Raw genomic sequence first — 24,662 nt, forward strand, 5'->3', positions numbered from 1 at the left:
ATTTTCTTTCGTAATCCGCAACTTTTTGGGGTGCTTAATTTTTGGCGTTTCTTCAAGACTCACACACTGACCCACACGGGGAAAGGGCCGGAAAGTACTGGACAGGGCCAGACAGGATTTTTCCTGACTGGCCCTGTATTTTTTTGCCATATTTACCGCATCTGCTGGTTGATGACCCCACCGATGGCATCGGCAGCGTCCTGTTTCATCTGGGCCGTGGCGTGGGTGTAGGTGTTCAGGGTGAACCCCGCCGAATAGTGGCCCAGCGCGCCGGACAGCGTCTTTACGTCTACCCCGCTTTTCAGCGACAGCGTGGCGAAGGTGTGTCTGAGATCATGGAACCGAATGTGCTCCGCACCGATGGGTTTCAAAATTTTGTCATGGGTTCTCCGGAAGGCATCCGGGTCATACATGGTTCCGGTTTTGGGCGATGGGAACAGATATGGATTGCGAGGGTGCTTCTGATGTTCGGCGATCAGCAGGTCGACTGCCTGCTGAGGGAGAGCCAGCGTTCGCACGGAGTTGCGAGTTTTCGGCGGACTGACCACCAGTTCCCCGTTGATTCGATTTATCTTCTTTGTGATAGAAAGCGTTTTGCTCTCCACATCCAAGTCCGTCCATTGGAGGGCCAGCAGCTCCCCTCTCCGCAGGCTGGTGGTCAGCTTGTCCAGCGGGACGTCCCCAATTCCGGGGATGATGTGGTTCTCGATGTAGTTGGTGTAGTAGGATTTTGTGTTGGGCCGGATGCGGGGTTCGGCGTAGACCTCGTACCACGTCCGCACCCATGACGCAACAGTATAGTTGCCAGCTTTGGATACGTCCAGCCGCTGACTTTCACTGATCGCGGTCTTGAGTTTCTCCTTGACTTCGGCCTGCGTTTTACCCAGCACGTTCTTGATGATCCGTTTTCCAGTTTGGTCATAGCCCGCGGTGTACCGACCCTCACAGCGGCCATCCTTTCGTTTTTGGATATTCCCCTCTCCGTTTGCTCGTCGTTTTGGCATGGTATCAGCCCCTTTCGACAACGAACAATACCGTAACCAAGGGAACAAAGCTATCGGAAAACCGGACTGTTATCAAAAAGTTATCATTTGCCCCTCGGAGCCGTGCCGCCCTATCTTTGTCTATGGCGGCGCAATTTCTGCGCTGCCGGGGACGTTCTCTTTAGTTACAGCGGTGCGATTTTCGAACGGCTGAGAAGTCCTTTTTATTGACTACAACGGCGCAAAATATACACGTTTTCCTCCGAAAATCGCCGCTTTGCAGAAATCACTTTTTTGAGCGGTAAAAAACGGCGATTTCCTCAACCGCCTACGGAACGGCCACCTTGAAAAGTCTGTTGCCACAGGCATTTGCCGTGTCCAACGTTCACCCAAGACCGCGAAAACACCTCTCAAGGTGCACATTAGACTGCGGTTTCAAAACCTCGGAAAGCCCCGCACTGCGGGGCTTTGTGGGCGGGCTGCGGGCGCTTGCGACTGCGGCCCTTTATCTTGTTATATTTTCGAACGGGGATATCACCCCACAAAACACCTTCAAAACCGGTATCAACGCCCCTTGAGGGAGCGATGATATAATATCCTCATGCGGACAGAGAATTTCCTGCTTCTATCTTTGTAGCCAAGTCTACTGCGCACAGACTGGAACCTCTGCCCTGTGGGATGTCACTTATGAGCCGGATGTCGGGGCGATGGATCGCTTTCTTCTAATCTCGCAACAGGTTGTGACCTTCAGCAGCACGAGGAATGTCCGTAATTTGAACATGAGAGGAGCCTGCACTATGTACATCGTTGGGATCGACATCGCCAAGAGGAAGCACGAGGCAGCGGTGATTGACGGCGAGGGCACCGTCATCATCAAGCCATTTTCCTTCACCAACAACTGCTCCGGGTACAATCGGCTGCTGGCCATGCTCGCCAAGGCCAAGCTGCCACTTGACGAGGTTTCCTTTGCAATGGAGGCCACCGGACACTACTGGCTCGCTCTTTTTACCAGACTTCAGAAGGAGGGCTTCCGTGTTCAGGTCATCAATCCGGTGCAGACCAACTCCATTCGCAACTTCTACATCCGTCAGGCTAAAACAGATCCGAGGGACGCCCTGCTGATCGCGGAGGTGATTCGTTTCGGACACTTCTCCGAGTCTACCCTGCACCCGGAAAACATTTATGAACTGAGAGAGCTGTGCCGTGGACGGCACGCCATCGTTTCCATGCAGGCAGATGTTAAGCGAAAGGTTGTTGCCCTGCTGGATCAGGTCTTTCCTGAATACGAAACAGCTTTTACCAATATGTTTAGCGACACCTCCATGGCGATTTTGCAAACCTGTCCTACACCAAAGGAATTATCCGAGATGCCTCTTGAGGAGCTTTGCCATCTCATCGAAGTCTCCAGCCACAAGCGCTTCCGCATGGTGAAAGCGCAGGAGCTTCAGGAACTTGCGCGCAGTTCCTTCGGCTTCGCCATGGCCGGCGATGTTTTCAGCACGATGATCCGACTCTATGCAAAGCACCTCGTTTTCTTGAAACAGCAGGTTCAAGAAATGGACCGCAAAATCGCTGAGATTATGGATACCCTGGACACACCGATCACCACCATCACCGGCATCGGTCCGACCCTTGGCGCGTACATCCTCAGCGAGATTGGGGACATCAATCGCTTCTCCTCATCGGCAAAGCTTGCTGCCTACGCAGGAATAGATCCCACCATGCGACAGTCCGGTGAATACAACGGTGTCAGGAACCGCATGTCCAAACGAGGCTCGCCTTATTTGCGGCACGCCATTTGGCTGGCGGCTTCATCAGCAGTACTTCATGATCCGGCGCTGAAGCTTTATTTTCAGAAAAAACGAGATGAAGGGAAGCCCTACATGGCGTCCGTGGGCCACGCCTGCAGGAAGATGGTCTCCATCATTTACGCCGTTATGAGAGACAACAAGGCCTACACGCCCTATATCCCAAATGAGATTTCGGCTTGACAAATTATAGCCGGTCTGTGCTTTTATCGAACGGCCTTCCTCATCCAAAAATCCGGCTTAAAAAGTTCGGCTTTTCGTCCAAACCCATTCCCACGAATATCGCCAAAAAGTTACCGTCACAACGCTGCTCCAAATCGCTTTTCATCGCGTTTTTCAACTTCTCCCACAAACGGCCCACGTTCGCTTTTACAGGCGAAAGTGGGTACACCACCCAGCTTTCGGAGAAAGATCGTACACAGCGGCTTACACGCCGAAACAGGGGTCTTCCCTCCCTCGGTCACAGCGCAGTCTTGTGCTGCCAGCAAAATTGCTCTGAATACCGCATTTGTAACCCTTGATTCTGCCGCGCTTTTATATACATACATTTCCCGGTTCTCTGTGAACCCCCACTATCCGCAACAGCTCTATCTCAGACCATCTTTCATCCCGATTTTCAACTTCTCTCACAAACGGCCCACGTTCGCTCTCACTCACGAAAGCGGGTACACACTCGCCTTCGCCAACAGGATCGCACACAACGGCTCACACGGCGAAACAGGGGCGTTTCCGACGGGGGCGCTATCTCTACCCTCGGACCGTTTTGCGCGGTTCGGAAACCCTGCGTGGCCGGGTGTCAGAACGGCAAACTTTGCCGCTTTTGGGCCTTGGTCGAGGGGCGCTCCCGAAGAACGCAGAGAGCCTTCGGAACAGCGATGCGCCCATGCGTGTCGCTGTTCCGAGGCGCCGCGGCCCCGCTGGGCTGCGTAGTTCTGCTACCAATGTGCCGATGACAAAAAATTCATTCGATTCATGAGCTGGTTCATTTCTTGATTTTTATATATCTCCTATGATTTCTTTTAGTACAATCGGCTTGGCATATTTGATTTGAGCATCACTAATGAAAATCGTATCAGATTCTCTCGGCTTAGCCCACATTGCCGGATATATTACCAGTTTCTTGCTGGCCCATTTCCCATGCGCAGTTATGCGATGTCCATCAAAATCAACAGAAATACCTGAACGCTGGAGAATGCGTATCATCGGAGCCATAATCTCTTTCTGCCGGACGGGACTCAGTTCTTCCGGTAACCTTGTTTGTTCGCCCCAGTCCAGCAAATTCAGTGCCGCTTTTCGATCTAACATTCCGTGAACAAATTGATTTCGATAGTGCTTCAGGCACTTATGACAGGCACTTTCACAGGTACATCCCTCTAACAGTTCTCTGGCCTTTGAGAGCAGTGTCTGGATCTGAGATTCCATGCTGACTGCATAACCGGCACCGCTGGAAAGACTGTCGTACAGATAGATGTCCACGTAATCACCGCTGGAATTTTGACGGATACGATACCCCGTTACCAGTTCCGTAAATTCCACATCCAACTCCTGGCATGCGGCAAGCCGCAAGGCTTCTGCCAAAGATTGACCGGCACGATTTAACCAGGAGCTCTTTTCTGCGTTGACATCCACCTTTGTCCTATCCAGTTCGAATTCCAGAACCAACATATCGGTGATAAAATCGTATCCCAAATTCACATTGATAGTATCCGTGTGCTTGCATCGGGTCCGATTAAATTTGGAGTGATAAGGCCGCATAACATTCTTCAGAACGCTTTCGTCATCACCGGGCATGGCGGCACCACAGTCACAACAGACCATAAACCCCTTATTACCCACACCTTTATTCAGCATAACAATTCTCTGGTTCGCACGGACTGCCATTCGAATATTGGCACAGCCATTAACCTCGGATACATCATCCGCCTCCGGCAACGTGGAGTATAGCGGCTGCTGGGTAGCAGAGTATTCTTCATTCAACTGAGCCGTTTCAATAGATCTGGCGTCCTTGGGTGCAAATCCCCAAGGACGTAGCATTTCACGCATGGAGGTCAGTGTAGGATTGCCGCAGAAGGGACACTGATCCATATGATCTTCCCGCAAACCAAACCATCCGCACTTCTCGCAGTTCAAAACACTCTTGCGATAGTTAGCGTCTTGAATAAAAGGTCGTGCAGGAGAGGCTGCAGTTGCTTCTGTCTGATCTCCGCCGGGATGGTAGAAACCACCGATCTGATAGGTCGTTTTGTCCACAACAATGGCTCTGCCGGGAGCATATTCTCCGACAGCCATATCAAGTCCTCGTTCAACCTGATATTTCAGTTGTTCGTTTGGCTTAGAAATATAGGTGCTGACCACATTTTTAGGAAAAGAATATGTAGGAATAATGCCTTCTTCATAAAGTGCGTCCAGCATAGACTTTCTTCCTGATTCGCTTCCGTTATCTGTTTCAAACAGCTCGGGGTGTTTGTCTCGCTTCAACTTTAGCTGCGCCAAAGCCGTTGAGAGCGCATCCTTGTAGCTATTCAACGCCTGCTTGGCCTGGGCAGGAATCAGAATATCATTGTCGGAAATCTGGTAGGTTGTTAGGTACGCTCCAAACGATTTCAAATGATCGTCCAAGAAGGCAATCGCCGGAATCGCATCCAAACTCTCAGATTTCAATTTTAAGTAGCTTTGCAGTGCAACCATTCCTAAGTGACGCTGCACGATTTTTTCACTACTGGTATCCACCCATGGCCTGCGAGGGTCTCCCCTGAACATGGGAACAGGATTAGCAAAGTACAGAGCATCATGTGGGCCATCTTCGCAGAACGTCACAATGGTGGACAGGCTGGAACCTCGACGGCCAGCACGGCCAGCACGCTGTTGGTAGTTCTCTCGCATAGGAGGAATATTTCGCAGACCGACTGCCACCAGAGATCCAATATCGATACCAACTTCCATAGTGGTTGTACTACTGAGGATATCCACAGGTGCCTGGCCAGCTTGAAGAAAGTCCTGAAAGCGCAGTTCATACTGCTCTGTTTTTGACCACAATTCATCTCGCTGATCCTTATGAGATAGCTGAGCAGTATGCTCTTCTGTGTCGATGACACGAATGGTCTCTCCGTTCATTGCGGCTGTGATCGGAGATCTCCAGAAATCCAGCGCATCAATTTCGTCTTGTGTCATAGGATGAACCTGCTCACATTGACAGCTGGGGCATTTTCCGTGCATAGGATATGCTGTCAATTCAGAGCAACGTTCACAGCGGTACCACGAATGATTTAAGTCAAACCGAGGCTTTACACGAGAAAGATCAACATAGTATTTGCCTTCGTCGAGTTGTCCCTCCGCCATGAAGGTTTCACGAAGGACCCGCACCCATATCGCTTCTTCTGAATCGTTGTCCGTCCACCCCATCAACCCTTTGAGCGTATTAGAAAAATGCCAGTCCTTGTCCATACCATAGCCAGCGTAGTTGGGACGAACCTTGAGTCGTACATCTTTGGAAATTGTTTGTCCAAGCACGACAAAGGAATCGCAGGCCCATAAAATCCAGGCGTTAAATAACTCAAGAAAAGCATCTTCCTCAACATCAATCCCAGCTTCCTCCAGCGCATCGATTGCATCCCATTTTGCGGAGTCGGTCGGCTCAATCCAACTGATGGCGGAATCTATCAACGTATTATATCCGCCGCAATACAGGCGCAGGAGTTGCTCCTTCATCTGACTGGGAGCATGTTCTGTTATTGAAAACCGCGGCTCATAATCTCTACGTTGCTTTTGACTCTTCTGATAGCTCTTGATAGCCTGCCGCCCATGCTCAAGAAGAACCTCTTGCTGCTGTTCCTGGAACAAGTGCACATGATTCTCAGCAGCAGCCATAGCAAAGAAGTCATACAACGAATTTAATGAGTACTCTTTCGGCCCCTGTTCCATTCGGTGGATTGCCAGAGCGGTTAACTGTCTTGCTGCGGTCATATCCGAGGCATCCGACATATCCCGAGCCAGTTTTGCGGCCCTTTGACGGCTATCAGAAAAGAGAAGGACCTTTCTTCCTTCATTCGGCAACTGATCTGGGTAGCCCATTTTCTTTGGAACGGGAGGCTGTGCTTGGAACTGTGCTTTAATCAGATTGAAAAATGAAAGGTTTCCTCTGGTGCTGAAAGAAGTCAACTGCATTTTGGAAAGTTCATGCCGACAATGGGGGCATTTGGAAAATGTCAGGATGTTTGGGCGTCCCTTCGCACTAAAATCACTGTAATAGAGTTTTCTAATTCCGGGCTTGCCATCCAAAGAATCATCTGTGAAATCAACGAATCCGCTTTCAATATCCAGATAGCAGGGGAATATTTTGCTCTCGCTCTGTTTTTGGGGAAGCCGATAATCTGCATCCGGCAAGAACAGGTGGATTTCTTTTACTTCATCCTCATTGACAATTCCGGGTTGGTGCCACAAATAAGTTCTTCTGCGATTTTCAAAATCGGCGGTTAAAACATACCCCTTGATAAAGATACTGCCGCAGCGACGGTCGTTATAAAGCTCGTAAACTGCACTGCCGCATTCCTTGCAGGTCATTCTGCCATCAGTAAAATAGATTTCTCCCAAGGTCAACCCGTTTTCAGAGTGACAATGGGGGCAATTCGGGTTTGTGCAGGCATAAACACCTTTGATTCCACGAAACAGCATGTGCATTCGGGCGGGAAACAGAACACTGCCTTCTTCACTGCGGGCCAAGGGGGCAATCGCCAGCATAACACTCACAGCACGAATCGCATCCTCTTTTTCGCCTTCCGGGAAAATGGAGTCCGCCAATTCCTGTAAGGAAACGGCGGTTCCCCGGCAAAGCTGAAACATCTTGCGGAAGGGTTTATACTCAACGAGATGATTATATAGCCAGCGACATGCGCAATCCACATCTACAAAGGGAACTGGTGCGCCCGGAATACCCGACCAGAAATGATTCAATGCATCCAAACGCTGGGGGTCATCGCCTTCAAACGGTTCGGCTTCCATCCCAACAAAATGAGATAGCGGGAGGTCATTGCAACGCTCTGCACCAAGATCTTCTTTTTCGCCAGTCAGATAGCAGAACGGATGATTATCATCCGAGGCTGTCAGCGCATTGGCGAATTCCCGAACCGCCCTACGATCCTCTTCGTCATTGTTGGGCATACTGGCGGTAGTCAGGATAAATTGGACCCGACTCCGGTCAATTCCTAAACGGTGAAACAGTCTCCGAATCAACAACGAAACTTCTCCACCTGCAGAACCACGATACATATGTGCTTCGTCAATGACGAACAAGAGCTTATTTTTAGGGTCACTATCTAACCATCTTTTGGTACTGTCCCAGATTTTTTTCTCCCTGGGACGCAGAAGCATATACTCCAGCATGGAATAGTTGATAATTAGAATATCGGGGCAGAACTGCTGCATTTCAAAACGAGTGACCAATTCTGCATCTTCTGCATCCGGAATATGCTTGCTGTTGTGCAATTTTTCTAAAAAAGCGTCAAAGTTCTCCTTGGATGGAATCTTACCTTCCTTCGTCAACTGACGCAGAAAATCTTCCCCCTCATCCGTTTCTGGGTGAACCATTTTGGCATAAGTGTTTTCTAATCGATGGTCAGCGTCCCTTCTGGGCTCTGGCCCCGCATAAGGGGTACGTCCTGTATACATACCAAACTGCGGGCGGCGGACATCATTTCCGCAAGTCTCTCGGAAGATTTTCACAAAACGATGCCCTGGGTCGCCGATCAGTCTGCGAAGACGGCTCACCTGATCAGAAACCAGAGCATTCATGGGATACATGATAACCGTGCGAACACCACGAAGTGCCCAACTGTCTGTTCGGTTTCTGGCCTCATCAGCAAGTTTTGCCATCAAGGGCCACATAAAACATTCGGTTTTACCGGAGCCTGTACCGGTGGACACAAACAAATCATCCCCATTGAAGGCTGCCTCCAGAGCAGAAATCTGATGGCAGAAGGGTGCAGGATATATGCCCAGATCTGCAATTGACAGTTGGGTAAAATATTTTTTCAGCCAGTCAGGCAAGTCGTCGGAAGATTGTATTCCGTTTTCCTTGCTCTTATAGGCAGGCGAGGATTCAATATAAGGTTTCTGATATAAAACCCCTTCTTGGTCCAGCTTTCCCTGCAGCGCAGAAAGCAGAATGGGAGACTTCCCGAAATACTGGGATTTTATATAGTTTTCCAAGGCTTGCCGCAGCTGCAAATGTACGGCATTTGCTCCATTTGCCATGGTTTATTCCTCCACAAAGCGGTATCCGATGGACTCCAGATGCTGCTTGAACACTGGATACACAATTTTGGACATTTCACGCTGAAACACTTGTGGTGTTTTCTGTGTAATATCATAGTTGATCGGCCAACTGTATAGCTTGAAGAAGTCCTCCTCTGCAGGGGGCAGACGATATCCCAATTTAATTGATACAATATGATTGGGAGAGAATTTAACGGCCACTGGTGGGAGCTGCTGTGCAGCCTCTAAGAGCCCACAGGCGATGCGCCGATACTCTCCATAGCCAGGCTGTCCAATGGTTCTGAAATCGTCTACCCTCCAGGTAGGAATCGCCTTTTGTTCAAAATGACCGTTAAGACAGCGGTAAAAGGCATATAACTTGTTTGGGGCTCCGTAACGGGCCATTGAGGGCGTTTCAACCTTGTCCGGTTTTTCCTGCCAATATCCTCTGGAAAATGGTGGCTTCAAACGCAAAAATTCCGTATCATCGGGCCATTCCACTTCGTTCCAATCATTGCTTGCCAGAACTTCCTGTAAATAGTCGGAAAGGGGCTGCTTCTGCATCTCAAACATCTCCGCCGCAGATTGACTATGCTCCGCAGCTTTTGTAACACCATACAGCCCCAATCCGCTCATGTAACATGGCTTCTCGGGCGGGACTCCCCGGTACAAAGCACATTGTCCCATCCCTCCGGTACTTGGCGCCGCAGGATACAGTCGATGGGAGGAATGGTAGAAAAATCCGTTCCTTCTGTAGGTTTCGTATATATCCTCAATGATACCGCTTCGATCCAATGGGAAGCGATGCCCAGCCTCTGGGTAAATGGAAAGATATGCGTCCAAAACCTGAGCCGCTCTCTTCTTAAAGTGCTGAATAGAGACGAATTTTTCATCTTCGGGATGGTCCCAAATTGATGCAAGAGCCATCTTACCTGTTGTACTATAAATTGCTTTACAGAGGCTTTCTGTGCCAGCAGTTTCTGCAATATTTAGCTGTTTTGATATTTCAGAAATCAGTTGATCTTTCATAATATCACTCTTCTATGTAACGCTGAAGCTCCGCCTGGACTTCTGATTTTATATTTTTCTCACTATCCAGCAGCTCCGCCAGAGCTTCCTGTTTACCACTTAAAACACACATGGGCAACATTCCAAACAGGCATTCCATGCTGGTATCAGAAATGGCACCCATACACTTGGCGTCTGCCAAAACCTTTTCCAGGCGGTTCAGCATCAGTCGACTCAAGCCCAGCTTTTTGACTGGCCCCACCTTAGCTCGATACTTTGGATCTGGCTTGAATTCATCGTATTTAACTGTTTCCTGACCAGCGTCCATATTTTCTGCAGAGGGAAGCTGATCAACAAAGCATTCCGTAAAAACGGGATAAGCATAATGGTACAAGCTGCGAGGCTCGATCTGGAGGTCTTCGGTGAACGGATGTAGCCACAAGGCAAAACCGTTGTTGGGATGAGAGATACAGGAAACCCAGTCTGGGTGGAACGGATTTTGCACCGCAACCATGTCTGATTCCACAAAGCTGGAAATTGCTTCAGAATCTTGTTCACCGTAGCATTTAAGCAGGTCGACTTTTTGACCACAGATCGTCATGGACAAGGCATCTGCAATGGCTTTGGCGTTGGGACCGGCCAGTAGCAGCGGCATACGATTCAGATATGAAGAGTATAGGAAGGACGAAAGCATAGTTGTCCATTGCGATCCGATACCCGCAAGCTGAAGGTTGTCACACAGCAGTTCGAAAGTATCCTTCCAGCTGCTGCATCCTTCCAGGTTATCCATACTATGGCACACCTCACCAGGGGTAAATGTCCATCGGTTTGCCGAACCGCCCTGCACAGATTGCTGGGGCATAAAGGTGGATAATTCTGCAATAAAGCCGGTCATGTCCTGTTGCGCTAAACCAATTTTGTCACGAATTGCCTGAACAGTATTAGCACCTAATGCCTCATACTCTTCGATTTTCTTTAAAATGCTATCAAGCTTTGATTGTGCTTTTGATGTATCCGCAAGCAGTTTTTTATAGGCGGCTTCAGCATCAGCCGCATCCTTATGTTTTTGATCAATTTCAGACTGAGCTGTAGCAATTTCTTCAGCATGAGTAGCCAGCCATTGACTTTTAACAGCGGCTTCACATTGAGTACGCAATGCATCGTGATTTAATGCAATTTGTGCTAAAACATCAGAATCAATGTCACCCTCCTGAATAAGGCTGCCAGCTCTCTTTACAAATCGTTCAACGTTTTCACTGGCAATTTCCAGGGGACAACCAAGTTTTTCTGAAACTTCTTCACACAGAGACTCCATACACGCTCGGTCAAAAAGTGTTTTACAATCTCGCCATTCAGCTTTAGTTTTCCCAATACAATCTTTATAAAGCTTCCATGACATGCGATCTGAAATTGTAGTCCGAATCAATTCATCGACATTAGCAACAGGGATATACTTTTCAGGTTCTCCCAATCTTATACGCCTCATAAAGCGTAGATTCTTATCATCCCAATTGTAAATGTCGTTGCTCTGGAAGGAAAAACAAGGGAGTGAATAGGTAGTATCCTTAATCTTTGCATATTGGTTGCAGACAACAAACTCTTCAGGACGGCACAGAACTCCTGTGAAATTGCCCCATGATCTTTCGTAGCAAAATAACGTGTCACAAATATACGGCTTTGTCCAAACTGAACCGTCTTTTAATGATTCAATTAGTTTTTGTGTGGATTTTAGGTCAGTTTACAAGGAACTACACGCAGACCACGAAACGGGGGCTGCTGACAACAAATAAAGGCTGAGTATCAAGCACCGAAAAAGTGCGAGATATTCAGCCTGTTTTGTTGTCCGGGGTTTCCAAAGGGGCTTGCCCCTTGGCACACGACTTTGCTTGCAAAGTGTAGTGTGTTATACGCTCTGTCGGCGTTGCTGCGAAAATGAGGTTGCCGCCGGGTCGGGCAAGGGCATTTGAAGCAGCAGGAAAACAGGGCTGTGATTGCGTGTCGTGGAGCCGCAAGCGCAGGGCTGGTTTCGTCAGCAGACAGGGCGTATATGAAAGCCCCCGTTCCTCGTCCCACGCCGGACTTCGGGACAAAATGTCCCGAACTTGTGGACACACTCACAAAAAGCAAACAGATTTTTCTCTCAAAATTGGAATGGGCGGGGAAGCCATTTTAGGGCTTTGCTATCTCCCTGATAAATGAGAAGTTAAGTTTCGTCCATATATATTTTTACCTCGATGTATTCATGATTTCTTGCATAAGCAAACGACGCTGATTTTCTGATATAGTCAAATATATTTTCGTCTAAATCTTCGTCCCATGTTGTTTCGCTGAAAATTTTATTTTCAGCGGTTGGCTTATACAAGATGACTACATGGATTTGATAAAACTCTTCATCATCATTTGAAAACTGTCGAACTAATGAAATTTGAAAAAATGGTTCTTTTGAAAAAGCAGTAAATGTTCCGGTTTCAAATAAAACCATATCTTCTTCAAGCGGTGTGCTGCACATCTGCTCAAAAACATCAACTATTTCTTCCACAGACATTTTATCCGTTATCTTATCTTCTAAAAACTTAATCAAGTTCTCCATTGATTTTCCTCCTGTAAATTCTTATTTATTGTTCTCTACTTCCGTCCCCGCTGTGGATTTGGATTTTTCAGCAAATCTGACTTATCAGTTCTTAGAAATGGGCGGGAAGCCATTTTAGGGCTTTCCCGCCTTGATTGCCCATTAGCAAAGACGGGCGGGGCTGTCAACGGCGGCGCATGAAATGCGCCGCCGTTGACTGGCTCGACTGGCTTTGCTATCTCCCCAACAAGTTATTGTTTGTTGTTTTCCCAATTATCTAAACGGGCTTGCATAGTTTCTCGCCATTCTTCACTTGGACAAGCAGTAATCAATTTTCGATACTCTTCACTTGATGGTGCTTCTATCAAATAAGACTCTACCAACTTTAGCAAATCCCACTCTACTCCATACATTCCACCTTCGGGGAAAATGTCAATCAATACGCCTACTTCTTCTCTTGTCAATGGCGTTTTTACATTGGAGAGCAATTCGTCATACATGTTGATGGTTTCTACTGTAGGGTCATCTTTCACTGCGTCTGGCATTTGACCGAGAAGTTTCAATTTTATAATTGCCTCCTGCACCTTTACTCCCTCCAATTTCTCGTTCTCTATTTTCTCCCCCGCTGTGGCTTTGGATTTTTCAGCAAGTCCGACTTCTGTGCAATCTTTTTCAGCCACTTCTTTTCTTCTTCAGATAGCTTCTTCAAATTCAATTTGAGCCGCTTGCAAATGAACGCCAAAGCAGCTTGCTCCGGGTCGCTGTCTGGGCTGGCAGCTTCGTCAACGGTCTGCAAGAAATCTTCCAGTGGGTTGTCCTCCGGGACGCTGAAAAAATCGTCCTTATGCGCTTCCCGCAGGTCAAGAGCTATCTTGTTTATGTCCTGCTGTATCACATAGCGGCAAAAACTATCATCATCAATATGGGCGGCGATAAGCTGTCTTAACTGCGGGTCGGTCAAGCCGGGATTGTGCTGCTTCATAATGGTTGTACTCACAGCGTCTACAATGGCGTTTGCACTCTGCACCTGTTTGCCAGCGATACCGTTTACATAGATTTCAAGGTCAGCCATGAGCCGGGGGAAATCCGGGTGTGCCGCCAGCTCACACAAGAGGGAATTATCCACCCGCCCACTTTTCAATAGTTCAATCATATCATCGCTCAAACGCAGGTCTGCAAGATCGGCGTTTGGGTGATTTTTTGTTTGAGAACGCCCCAGCAGATAATCAACAGTCACTTCATAAAACTTTGCCAACTCAATAAGGGCATAATGGCTGATGTCCTTGAAATTATCCCCCTCATAACTGCCCAACGCAGACTTGGAGAGGTGCGTCTGCTCCGCAAGCTGTTCCAGCGTCAACCCACGCTCCACACGCAGGTCTTTCAATCGTTCTTGTATGGATAGTTCCATGCACTCCCCCTCCTTGTCTGTTTATGTTACCTGTTATATCAAAGTTTGTTCAGATACCCGATTTCATCTAATTCTGCCTTAATCTCGTCCCATTCACTACGCTTGGGGTTTAATGCAACAATCATCTCTTTTGTCACCGGCACCCCGTCTGCAAGCTGGCGCACAACTTCCAAAGGCAGGTCGGCGGGATAAAACCACTTCCCGTATTCCACATAGGTCTGCGGATTACCATCAATCATAGAGAGTAAATCCTTGGAAGCGTCCTCACCAGCCATAGGATTACAGTGCCAAACAACGCCATCTTCCGTCCAGACGCAAAAAGTGCTTTTCATCTTTTTGACTTCTCTGCTATTCATGAGCTTTTGCAAAGCGGAAGGCATCCCATTTGTCAAATCCTCTATCCGAGGGAGTTTTTCTTCCCAATCGTAAAGTTCAGAATCTACACCATTGATAACACAGCCTTCAGATGTGAACATGATAATCATGCTTTGCTCACTGCCATCGGTAGCCCAAAATGTTTCTTTTCCCTTTCTCCATATGGGATTGTATGTATAGTGACGGATGAAACTCCATTCCTTCTCTAACATGATGATGTCCAAAGCTGCAAGCCCTTTGCAGAAAGCCTTTAGGCGATTTACATCAGGTAATCCAGACAAATTTTTCGTTGAAATCATATCGCCACTCCTTTCAAACTTTAATTGCCATCCAAGTACTTTCATTTTACCACAATTCCGAGAGCGTGGAAATAGAGAGTTTTCCGAGCTGATTTCCGACCTTATGGATATACGGGGCGGGCGGTCTTTTAGGTGTAGACTTAGGGTAGTTCATCGATGAGCTGCACCTTGAAAAATGAATGACCGTCCGAAAAGGAATACCCAGGCAGGGGAAGCACCGCAACGAGCCACTTCGGGACAAAATGTCCCGAAGTCCGGGGAGCGTGCCAACGCCGGAACACGCCGCAGAAATGGGGCAGGAAGCTTTTTCGGGGAGAACGGCAAAGGAAAAATGGAGGGAACACATGAGAGAGAATCCATATAAACGACTGCCGCCCATAGAGCGCAGGCAGGATGGTTCCCTTTACCGCATGACACCGGCACAGAGGAAACAGGCAAACGCCCTGATCCGCCGGGAGTGCTGCTGTTATGAGGACGGGAACTGTATGCTCCTTGACGATGGGGACACCCACACCTGTCCCCAAACTATTTCTTTCTCGGTCTGCTGTAAGTGGTTCCGCTGGTCGGTCTTGCCGCAAATCGGAACGCTGGAAGCAGAGATTTTCCGGAATAAGGAGCTAAAACGCTGTGCGGTCTGCGGCAGAGTGTTCGTCCCAAAGTCCAACCGGGCGAAATACTGTCCCGACTGTGCCGCCAGAGTTCACAGGCGGCAGAAAACAGAAAGTGAACGGAAAAGGAGGTCTTGTGTGGACAGTTAGGAGCTGAAAAGTCCTTGATTTACAAGGCTTTGCAAGCACAGAACAGGAGCAGGCAATAGAAACTACCGTCTGCCCCCGGAAACAGGCTTCTAACCGTCCACAAACACGATATGACAAACACCATTTATATCCATCAGCCGGAAAAGGCGGCCAGCTTTACCCGGCTTCCGAATTTCCTTTTTGAAGCCCCCACATTCACGCCCCTGTCCAACGAAGCAAAGGTGCTGTATTCCTTTATCCTGCGCCGGACAGACCTGTCCCGGAAAAATGGCTGGGCAGATGAATATGGGCGGATTTACCTCTACTATCCCATCAATGAGGTAGTGGAGCTGCTCCGCTGTGGGCGGCAGAAAGCCGTCAATACCCTACGGGAATTGCAGTATGTAGGGCTTGTGGAGATCCAGAAGCAGGGCTGTGGAAAACCCAACCGCATTTACCCAAAATCCTATGAAGCGGTTCCAAACACCGACTTCAAGAAATCCGGTTATGGAACGCCGGAGGACTGAAAACCGCACTCGATGAGTACGATAATCAATCCTCTTGAAGTACGAAAACCGGACGGTATATAGAAATACAGAGATTAAAACGATTTATTTATATCTTATCCATTCCCTTCCTATCCGAGATATTTTCTGCGGGATTTTCCTGTGGAAAAGTCCCGGAAAGGAATGGAATGGGGAAAGGAGTTTCATGGCACAACACGCAATTTTGCGATTTGAAAAGCACAAGGGCAACCCGGCAAGACCGCTGGAAGCCCACCACGAACGGCAAAAGGAACAGTACGCCAGCAATCCCGACATTGACACCAGCCGGAGCAAGTACAATTTCCACATCGTCAAGCCAGAGGACAGGTACTACCACTTCATTCAAAACCGCATTGAACAGGCAGGCTGTCGCACCCGCAGGGACAGCACCCGGTTTGTGGATACGCTGATTACCGCCAGCCCGGAGTTTTTCAAGAAGAAGTCCCCAAAGGAGATACAGGAATTTTTCCAGAGGGCGGCTGATTTCTTAATCGGGCGGGTAGGGAAAGAAAATATCGTATCGGCGGTGGTACACATGGACGAGAAAACGCCCCACCTGCATTTGGTCTTTGTCCCGCTGACAGAGGACAACCGCCTGTGTGCAAAGGAGATTATAGGGAATAGAGCCAACCTCACAAAATGGCAGGACGATTTTCACGCTTATATGGTGGAGAAATATCCCGACTTGGAGCGTGGGGAAAGTGCCAGCAAGACAGGCAGGAAGCATATCCCCACCCGTCTGTTCAAGCAGGCGGTCAATCTCTCCAAACAGGCAAGAGCCATTGAAGCCACGCTGGACGGTATTACCCCGTTCAATGCCGGAAAGAAGAAAGAGGAAGCCCTCTCCCTGCTGAAAAAGTGGTTTCCGCAGATGGAGAACTTCTCCGGTCAGCTCAAAAAATATAAGGTCACAATAAACGACCTTTTAGCAGAAAATGAACAGTTGGAAGCCAGAGCCAAAGCCAGTGAAAAAGGCAAGATGAAAGATACGATGGAACGGGCAAAGCTGGAAAGCGAGCTGAAAGACATTCAGCGGCTGGTAGACCGTATCCCGCCGGAGGTGCTGGCAGAATTGAAACGGCAACAGCGACACACAAGGGAACGGTGATCAATGACAGAAAACATTTCACGCCGCAGCATGGCGGCACTGCACTTTGAAAATTAAATACGGAGGTACTATGGAGCATATCAGATACAAGAAAGAAACCGAAGTCGTGACTTTTCAGGGAAAGGAAATCACGCTGGAAAATCTCTCCCCGGTGTTCACGCCGGAGCAGGAAGCGGCAAAACGCCGGGAGCTGGAACAGCAGCTTTATGAGGTGTTCCGCAAGTATGCCGACAAGCGGCAGAGTGAGGAAGCCGGGGCATAAGATTTTCCGAAGCCATCGTTGATTTGCGGAGCTGCTGACGGTATAATAAAGGTGTCAGTAGCTCCGTTTCTTTTTTAGAAAAGGAGCGACAATATGAATAATCGAATAGACGCAATCTATGCAAGGCAATCGGTAGACAAAAAGGGCAGCATTTCCATTGAAAGCCAGATTGAATTTTGCAAATACGAGTTGAAAGGCGGTAACTGCAAGGAATACACAGACAAAGGGTACAGCGGCAAGAACACAGACCGTCCGAAGTTTCAAGAACTGGTGCGGGACATCAAGCGGGGGCTGATTGCAAAGGTCGTGGTTTACAAGCTCGACCGTATCAGCCGTTCCATTCTGGACTTTGCCAACATGATGGAGCTGTTTCAACAGTACAATGTAGAGTTTGTGTCCTCTACGGAAAAGTTTGATACCTCCACCCCGATGGGGCGGGCGATGTTAAATATCTGTATCGTGTTCGCCCAGCTTGAAAGGGAAACCATACAGAAGCGAGTAACGGACGCTTACTATTCCCGCAGCCAGCGGGGCTTCAAGATGGGTGGGAAAGCCCCTTACGGCTTCCATACAGAGCCGATTAAGATGGACGGTATCAACACGAAAAAGCTGGTGGTAAATCCAGATGAAGCGGCAAATATCCGGCTGATGTTTGAGATGTACGCCCAGCCCACTACCTCCTACGGGGACATTACCCGGCACTTTGCCGAACAGGGGATTTTATTTCATGGCAAAGAGCTGATACGCCCCACGCTGGCGCAGATGTTACGCAATCCTGTCTATGTGCAGGCAGACCTTGATGTGTACGAGTTTTTCAAAAGTCAAGGGACAGTCATTGTCAATGACGCTGCCGATTTTACAGGCATGAACGGCTGCTATCTGTATCAAGGGCGAGATGTGAAGCCCAGCAAAAAGAACGACTTGAAAGACCAAATGCTGGTACTGGCTCCCCATGAGGGCATTGTCCCCTCCGACATCTGGCTGACCTGCCGTAAGAAGCTGATGAACAACATGAAAATCCAGTCTGCCCGGAAAGCCACCCATACATGGCTGGCGGGAAAAATCAAATGCGGGAATTGCGGGTATGCCCTTATGAGTATCTTCAATCCCTCCGGCAAGCAATACCTTCGCTGTACGAAACGGCTGGATAACAAGAGTTGTCCGGGGTGCGGGAAAATCATTACTTCGGAACTGGAAGCTGTTGTTTATCAGCAGATGGTAAAGAAACTGGCAAGCTACAAGACTCTGACAGGCAGAAAGAAAGCGGCAAAGGCAAACCCGAAAATCGCCGCCCTGCAAGTGGAGCTTGCCCATGTGGACAGCGAGATTGAAAAGCTGGTGGACAGTCTGACGGGTGCAAACAATGTCCTGCTCTCCTATGTGAATGTGAAGATAGCGGAACTGGACGGACACAAGCAGGAACTTCTGGCGAGGATAGCGGAACTGACGGTGGAAGCCATTAGCCCGGAACAGGTCAGCCAGATTTCCGGCTACCTCGACACTTGGGAGAATGTATCCTTTGACGACAAGCGGCGGGTGGTGGATTTGATGATTACCACCATAGCCGCCACAAGCGACAGCTTGAATATCACATGGAAAATCTGACGGGCGGAACACCTCCCGTCAGATACCTACTCTGTGTAGTCCCTTGTAAACTGTACTTTACGTCTTGACTAACCACTACACGTATCGGCAAAATATCCGACACAAAAAAAGATTGCACGTAGTCGGTTGCCGGATCGTTAAGATTAGGCGTTGCTGTCCAGCGCCATACGCCTATCGTGTCCACCTGAGAGGGGCCATCATTACGATATAATCTATCACGGTTTTCAAAATAGGTTGTACTTCGATTGGATTTGTAAGGAATCGATAGTTGCTGATCGTTGATGTCAGCAATTCGAGTTAGCCAAATACGTCCATTATGATCTTCCGAAATACGGCATACTGAAACAAACTCCACCATATCATCAGTCACGTTTCACAGCCCCCTTCTTTCTGTTTTGATAAGATGCCATGAGTTTAAAAGCATCTACAGGAATATTTCCTTTCCGAATCATTCGATATAACCATTTTTTTGATTGCGGGAAATTCGAAAGACTCTTTGCTATCACACCTACACTATGGGGGACAGCCATCGCAGGTCCATTGCAATTGTTTAGTTTTAGAGTCATTTCTTGATCAAGATCAGCGTAATTTTTGTTTTCCTTTGACTTTTCGAATTTTATATTTCGAATCACATCGCAACTCTGGAAAATTCGAATCTCACACCCAAACGAAAGCCCATCTACGGTGAGTATTTCCTCAGCAACAATATGTCGTATTTCTGAGATCTTATTATTTTTAAGGAGGATAACCTTTCCGTCGAAAGGCGTTTGAATTGTAACTTGTTTCCCCTTCGGAAGTTGATTGCAGAAATCTTCTGCAATCAACTTTCCATCAATACTTTTGATCTGTACCTCTGGAAATAATGCAACCATATCCAGAGGCTTTGTCATAAGGTAAGAAAAACCAATTGCCCCCGACTGCCCCAGTGATAATAACTGCTCTTTTGATGCTGCATAAACCCTATACAGTTTCCCGTCATCAAGATTTTGATGCTGAGCATATATAGTAGCTGGATAAATGCTAAGTTCGGCATCTTCCCCCTGCATATAAAAGTACATTCTTGGGTCATGATGATATAAGAAATAAGGATCTTCAACATACGGTGGCCAAACCGGATAAAAAGCTACTGGTTTTTCCGTTAAGAAAATCGACCTCTTCAAGAAAAATCGGGCAACTGAGGCAGAGAAGTCTTGCACATGGATTTTATATAAATACCAAGTCGTAAAGGAGCCTGTTCTGGTTTCAGCGATGCGCTCATACGATATGCCATGCGGTACTTCATGTTCAATGGACTTGTGCTGAAGGAGATAGTAATCTTGATAAGGATATGCTTTGCTGCCAGAATACAATATTTTCCCGGTAGAACAATCAAAAAATGAACCCCTGCTATTGACACCTGCCGTTTTAGATGGCCAATATCTATCCAAATTTGATGATGGGCGATTATATGAAAGATGGTATTCGGTGCTGGGCGTATTCCCTACATTAAGATAGGTAACGCCTTCTGAAGAAAGCCTCTCAAATGAGTAAATGTATTGTTTCTTGTTATCATCTGTAATTGTGATTTTTTGGCACCAGGTACAGCCTGTAGCAGAAGATGGTGTACGAAAAAAGCCTAATTCCAATAAGTAGTCTCCGTGAACTACTTTAATACGAAGCGGCATCGGATGACAGTTATATCCCGTGCTGACCCGTGCATATGCTTGCGCACGATCTTCACACTCTTTTTTCTGCGCAGCGGATGTATGACGAAAATGTCGTACATTGGCACCGGGAGCCGTTAGTCCAACACTTTGCGCACACAGGGAGCAAACAAAAATTTCGCTATTAGCTGCGACTGTATAAGGGTACATGGAGCAAGCTTCTTCTATTGATACACGACGATATCCAGCTTTTCCGTCCCATACACATACATGAGTTAAGGGCATGTATGATCACCTCAATCCTGCCATCATTCTTTCATATCTATAGCTGTGGAATTACTCTCTTTGATAGAGTCCATTATGTCACCAGCATTATAGTTCATTCTCTGCAATATGCAGTAAACCAGGCAGGTTTACTGTCTGGTTTTTGCCTAACTTTATGAAGGTGGCAGAAGAAAGCTCTGCTTTCTTCCTTAATTCAGCACGGCTTATTTCTTATTCGGCGCACAGTACCCACATCCTTTTATAGATATTTTTTCTGAATATTTCCCCACAGAAATGTGGTACTTACATTATAACCCTTTTTTCAACATTCTCAAGAATGATTTTGCAATTGCGACAGAAGTGCAAGGCGTTAATCGGCTTTTTTTGTGTAAATGAGCAGAACAGAAATTGCTTTTTTAAAATGGATTTTGCTTTATGTTGTACTGTTCTATGATCCAGAGTTGCTACCATCGGCCCGACAATTGCCGCTGGATGGGTCGATGAAGACGATGCCGTGGTGTAATCACGCGCGAAAAAGTCAGTGTTGCATCTGCTCTCTTGCTAAATCATTGCCAGTAGCGACTTGCCGGAAGAGGTTAGCGAGTAGTTATCCATATTGCTGCCATCAGCGTTGCTGCTGAATTCAAATCAGCAGTTGCGCTCCTTCGACCCCACATTGATCTTATCGTTGTCACTGTTGAATTTCTCCATCAGGCTCCAGCTTGTTTTTCCGGCGAGGATCGCGTTTTGACCCACGCCGTGACCCACGAACAGAAAAACCGGGGCGAAAACAACGGAACAAAGCGTATCTGCGGGGGATGAAACCTTGCGGCAAACCCGCTTTATTCTCTCAAAATTCGGCAGAAGGCATCCCTATCGAATCTTCACACGCATGAGGCCACTGGTTCGAGTCCAGTAGTCTCCACCAAAAATCACCGGAATCACTTGATTCCGGTGATTTTCTTTCGTAATCCGCAACTTTTTGCGGCACTTAATTTTTGGCGTTTCTTCAAGACTCACACGCTGACCCACACGGGGAAAGGCGCGGAAAGTACCGGACAGGGCCAGACAGAATTTTTCCTGTCTGGCCCTGTTTTTTTCAGCGCATCTGCTGGCTAATGACCCCACCGATGGCATCGGCAGCGTCCTGTTTCATCTGGGCCGTGGCGTGGGTGTAGGTGTTCAGGGTGAACCCCGCCGAATAGTGGCCCAGCGCGCCGGACAGCGTCTTTACGTCTACCCCGCTTTTCAGCGACAGCGTGGCGAAGGTGTGTCTGAGATCATGGAACCGAATGTGCTCCGCACCGATGGCTTTCAAAATTTTGTCATGGGTTCTCCGGAAGGCATCCGGGTCATACATGGTTCCGGTTTTGGGCGATGGGAACAGATACGGATTGCGAGGGTGCTTTTGATGTTCGGCGATCAGCAGGTCGACTGCCTGCTGAGGGAGAGCCAGCGTTCGCACGGAGTTGCGAGTTTTCGGCGGACTGACCACCAGTTCCCCGTTGATTCGATTTACCTGCTTTGTGATAGAAAGCGTTTTGCTCTCCACATCCAAGTCCGTCCATTGGAGGGCCAGCAGCTCCCCTCTCCGCAGGCCGGTGGTCAGCTCCAAGTAGAAAGCTGCGAGAAGGCCTCGGCGCTCCGCTTCCGCAAGGTACATCCCGATTTTCTCCTGCGGCAGAATTCTCATTTCACGTTTCTCAAGCTGCGGCAGCTTGCAGCCCTGGGCGGGATTGCTGAGGATGAGCCGCTCCGCCACCGCCTGCTCCAGGCAGTTGTGCAGTAGTGTGTGGACGCCGCGAACCACTCTGGGGCTGAGACTTTTGTCCTTGAGTTCAGGAAAATTTTTGCGCTGGACTCGTCCGCTCTTTTGGAGGTTGTTGTAAAACCGCTGGATCTGGATGGTGGTCAGCTTGTCCAGCGGGACGTCCCCAATTCCGGGGATGATGTGGTTCTCGATGTAGTTGGTGTAGTAGGATTTTGTGTTGGGCCGGATGCGGGGTTCGGCGTAGACCTCGTACCACGTCCGCACCCATGACGCAACAGTATAGTTGCCAGCTTTGGATACGTCCAGCCGCTGACTTTCACTGATCGCGGTCTTGAGTTTCTCCTTGACTTCGGCCTGCGTTTTACCCAGCACTCGGAGCGTTCCTCACGTTTCGGAAACCCTGCGTGGCCAGGGGGTAGAACGGCAAACTTTGCCGCTTTTGGGCCTTGGTCGGGGGTGCTCCCGAAGGCGTCTCGGCCCCGCTGGGCTGCGCAACTCTACTTGTTTATACGGTTGCAAAAGACAGCGGAACTATCAAGCTAATATCAATATTACCCCTGCTGACAAAATTGACACTGCTGAAGGAGTGTACAAAACCCGTCCCTTTTCACAGTACCGCCAACTGAGAGTTATTATCAATTTATGTAGAGGGGGAATAATGTATCGAGAATTTATCCTGTAGATCAATCACATAAACTATGATCACGCTGCCCACCGTGCTGCGTTGTCCGCCGGCGGGTATGGGGGTTCAACAGATGAATTTCTGAAAACTATAGCGCATGATCGGCCGGGGGCAAAAAAGCACACCGAGTTATATATATTACGACTAAAGTTGTCTTTTGTGGGATTTTCATTCTATGGATAAAATGTATAATAAGAGCATGGGAATCTAAAAAAGGTTTAGGAGGTTTAACCATGAAAAGGATTCTTGCTCTTGCAACTGCCAGCGCTCTGGCACTTACCCTGCTTGTGGGCTGCGATAAGAAGGGAGAAGGAGGTACGTCCTCCAAGTCGAACAGCCCCTCCAACAACGACACTCTGGTGGTCTACACCGCCCGGAGTGAGAGCCTCAACAATGCGGTGATCGAGAACTTTGAAGCGGACACCGGCATCCATGTGGATGTGGTGACCGGCGGCACCGGCGAGGTCCTCAAGCGCGTCAAGTCTGAGTCTGCCAATCCCCAGGGCGATATCTGCTGGGCGGCGGACGAGTCCATGCTGAAGGACTATGCCGAGTACTTCGAGCCCTACGTCTCCCCCGAGGACGAGAAGATGCTGGACAACTACAAGAACAAGAGCGGCGTGTCCGCTCCTGCCTTCTGTGACCCCACCGTGTTCATCGTCAACACCGATCTGGCCGGGGATATTGAGATCAACGGCTTTGAAGATTTGCTGAATCCCGCTCTGAAGGGCAAGATCGCCGCCGGTGATCCTGTGAACTCTAGCTCTGCCTTCCAGTGCCTCATTGCCGGTCTGTACGGTATGGGACACGGCGACCCCATGTCTGAGGACGCCTGGAAGTGGGCCGAGGGCTTCATCGCCAACCTGGACGGCGTCAGCCTGAGCAGCTCCTCTCAGGTCTACAAGGGCGTTGCCGAGGGCGAGTACTATGTGGGCCTCACCTGGGAAGATCCCGCTGCCGCCTACGTCCGTGACGGTGTTTCCGTTAAGGTCGTGTTCCCCGAGGAGGGCGCCATCATGTCCGGTCAGTGCGTCTCCATCATCAAGGGTGCGCCCCACATGGACAATGCCAAGAAGTTTGTGGACTATATGCTGGGTGAGAAGTGCCAGAGCTACGTGGGTAAGAACCTTACCGTCCGGCCTCTGCGCGCCGATGCCGAGCTGAACGACAGCCTGACCCCCTGGGACAACATCGTTCCTCTGGACAGCTACGATGGTGAGTGGGTTGCCGCCAACAAGGCCTCTATCACCGAGAAATACAGCGAATATCTGGAGAATTTCGGCGGCTGATCTGCACAACAGCAACAACGACAGGCCTGCGGTTGATATCGCAGGCCTGCTTGA

General features: G+C 48.6%; 18 protein-coding genes. 7 read left to right on the plus strand and 11 right to left on the minus strand.

Features of this window, described 5'->3' with window-relative positions; genetic code table 11:
• Positions 1 to 152 precede the first annotated feature (152 nt).
• The gene (locus tag H8S55_RS11245; RefSeq protein WP_186879038.1) at positions 153 to 1,004 is read right to left on the minus strand and encodes a site-specific integrase; all 852 of its coding nucleotides are present in this window, start codon (positions 1,002 to 1,004) and stop codon (positions 153 to 155) included.
• Positions 1,005 to 1,780: 776 nt separating this feature from the next.
• Between H8S55_RS11245 and H8S55_RS11250 the strand changes: the two genes are divergently transcribed.
• Positions 1,781 to 2,974, plus strand: coding sequence for an IS110 family RNA-guided transposase (locus H8S55_RS11250; protein WP_186879039.1), 1,194 nt, complete (start codon positions 1,781 to 1,783; stop codon positions 2,972 to 2,974).
• Positions 2,975 to 3,787: 813 nt separating this feature from the next.
• On the opposite strand, the gene H8S55_RS11255 is transcribed toward H8S55_RS11250, so the two are convergent.
• The 7 genes from H8S55_RS11255 to H8S55_RS11285 all read right to left on the minus strand — a co-directional run bounded on the left by H8S55_RS11255 (position 3,788) and on the right by H8S55_RS11285 (position 14,702).
• Positions 3,788 to 9,040, minus strand: a complete 5,253-nt coding sequence (locus H8S55_RS11255) for a DEAD/DEAH box helicase (protein WP_186879040.1) — start codon at positions 9,038 to 9,040, stop codon at positions 3,788 to 3,790.
• A 3-nt stretch (positions 9,041 to 9,043) separates the two neighbouring features.
• Positions 9,044 to 10,069, minus strand: coding sequence for a hypothetical protein (locus H8S55_RS11260; protein ID WP_186879041.1), 1,026 nt, complete (start codon positions 10,067 to 10,069; stop codon positions 9,044 to 9,046).
• A gap of 4 nt (positions 10,070 to 10,073) precedes the next feature.
• The gene (locus tag H8S55_RS11265; RefSeq protein WP_186879042.1) at positions 10,074 to 11,519 is read right to left on the minus strand and encodes a hypothetical protein; all 1,446 of its coding nucleotides are present in this window, start codon (positions 11,517 to 11,519) and stop codon (positions 10,074 to 10,076) included.
• Positions 11,520 to 12,251: 732 nt separating this feature from the next.
• Positions 12,252 to 12,638: a hypothetical protein gene (locus H8S55_RS11270; protein ID WP_055080834.1), complete on the minus strand. Its 387-nt coding sequence runs from the start codon at positions 12,636 to 12,638 to the stop codon at positions 12,252 to 12,254.
• 230 nt (positions 12,639 to 12,868) lie between these two features.
• Positions 12,869 to 13,297: a hypothetical protein gene (locus H8S55_RS11275; RefSeq protein WP_243200584.1), complete on the minus strand. Its 429-nt coding sequence runs from the start codon at positions 13,295 to 13,297 to the stop codon at positions 12,869 to 12,871.
• A complete protein-coding gene (locus H8S55_RS11280) occupies positions 13,228 to 14,028 on the minus strand; it encodes a helix-turn-helix domain-containing protein (protein WP_118339103.1) in 801 nt (266 codons plus the stop codon). The genes H8S55_RS11275 and H8S55_RS11280 overlap by 70 nt, the downstream gene beginning before the upstream one ends.
• Positions 14,029 to 14,066: 38 nt before the next feature.
• Entirely contained in the window at positions 14,067 to 14,702 is a 636-nt protein-coding gene (locus H8S55_RS11285) for a hypothetical protein (RefSeq protein WP_039865142.1), read from the minus strand.
• Between the two features lie 344 nt (positions 14,703 to 15,046).
• On the opposite strand from H8S55_RS11285, the gene H8S55_RS11290 reads away from it, so the two are divergent.
• The 5 genes from H8S55_RS11290 (at position 15,047) to H8S55_RS11310 (ending at position 18,959) form a co-directional block, all read left to right on the plus strand.
• Positions 15,047 to 15,460: a cysteine-rich VLP domain-containing protein gene (locus tag H8S55_RS11290; RefSeq protein ID WP_186879133.1), complete on the plus strand. Its 414-nt coding sequence runs from the start codon at positions 15,047 to 15,049 to the stop codon at positions 15,458 to 15,460.
• A gap of 110 nt (positions 15,461 to 15,570) precedes the next feature.
• A complete protein-coding gene (locus H8S55_RS11295) occupies positions 15,571 to 15,966 on the plus strand; it encodes a replication initiator protein A (RefSeq protein ID WP_054338470.1) in 396 nt (131 codons plus the stop codon).
• Positions 15,967 to 16,150: 184 nt separating this feature from the next.
• Positions 16,151 to 17,092 (plus strand): MobV family relaxase, encoded by a 942-nt coding sequence (gene mobV, locus H8S55_RS11300; protein ID WP_186879043.1) that lies wholly within the window; start codon positions 16,151 to 16,153, stop codon positions 17,090 to 17,092.
• 70 nt (positions 17,093 to 17,162) lie between these two features.
• On the plus strand, positions 17,163 to 17,354 hold the full coding sequence (locus H8S55_RS11305) for a hypothetical protein (RefSeq protein ID WP_002566025.1): 192 nt from the start codon (positions 17,163 to 17,165) through the stop codon (positions 17,352 to 17,354).
• A 93-nt stretch (positions 17,355 to 17,447) separates the two neighbouring features.
• Positions 17,448 to 18,959, plus strand: a complete 1,512-nt coding sequence (locus tag H8S55_RS11310; protein ID WP_186879044.1) for a recombinase family protein — start codon at positions 17,448 to 17,450, stop codon at positions 18,957 to 18,959.
• Here the strand turns inward: H8S55_RS11310 and H8S55_RS11315 are convergent.
• The 3 genes from H8S55_RS11315 to H8S55_RS11325 all read right to left on the minus strand — a co-directional run bounded on the left by H8S55_RS11315 (position 18,943) and on the right by H8S55_RS11325 (position 23,009).
• Positions 18,943 to 19,329, minus strand: coding sequence for a hypothetical protein (locus H8S55_RS11315; protein ID WP_186879045.1), 387 nt, complete (start codon positions 19,327 to 19,329; stop codon positions 18,943 to 18,945). The genes H8S55_RS11310 and H8S55_RS11315 overlap by 17 nt on opposite strands.
• Entirely contained in the window at positions 19,322 to 20,887 is a 1,566-nt protein-coding gene (locus tag H8S55_RS11320; RefSeq protein WP_186879046.1) for a hypothetical protein, read from the minus strand. Before H8S55_RS11320 ends, H8S55_RS11315 begins: the two co-directional genes overlap by 8 nt.
• Positions 20,888 to 21,965: 1,078 nt before the next feature.
• Positions 21,966 to 23,009, minus strand: coding sequence for a tyrosine-type recombinase/integrase (locus tag H8S55_RS11325; RefSeq protein WP_186879047.1), 1,044 nt, complete (start codon positions 23,007 to 23,009; stop codon positions 21,966 to 21,968).
• A 543-nt stretch (positions 23,010 to 23,552) separates the two neighbouring features.
• Between H8S55_RS11325 and H8S55_RS11330 the strand changes: the two genes are divergently transcribed.
• Complete coding sequence (locus H8S55_RS11330; protein ID WP_186879048.1) at positions 23,553 to 24,608, plus strand: extracellular solute-binding protein; 1,056 nt, start codon at positions 23,553 to 23,555, stop codon at positions 24,606 to 24,608.
• Positions 24,609 to 24,662 lie beyond the last annotated feature (54 nt).

This window comes from Flintibacter faecis, assembly GCF_014287875.1.
GTDB classification, from domain to species: Bacteria; Bacillota; Clostridia; order Oscillospirales; family Oscillospiraceae; genus Lawsonibacter; species Lawsonibacter faecis_A.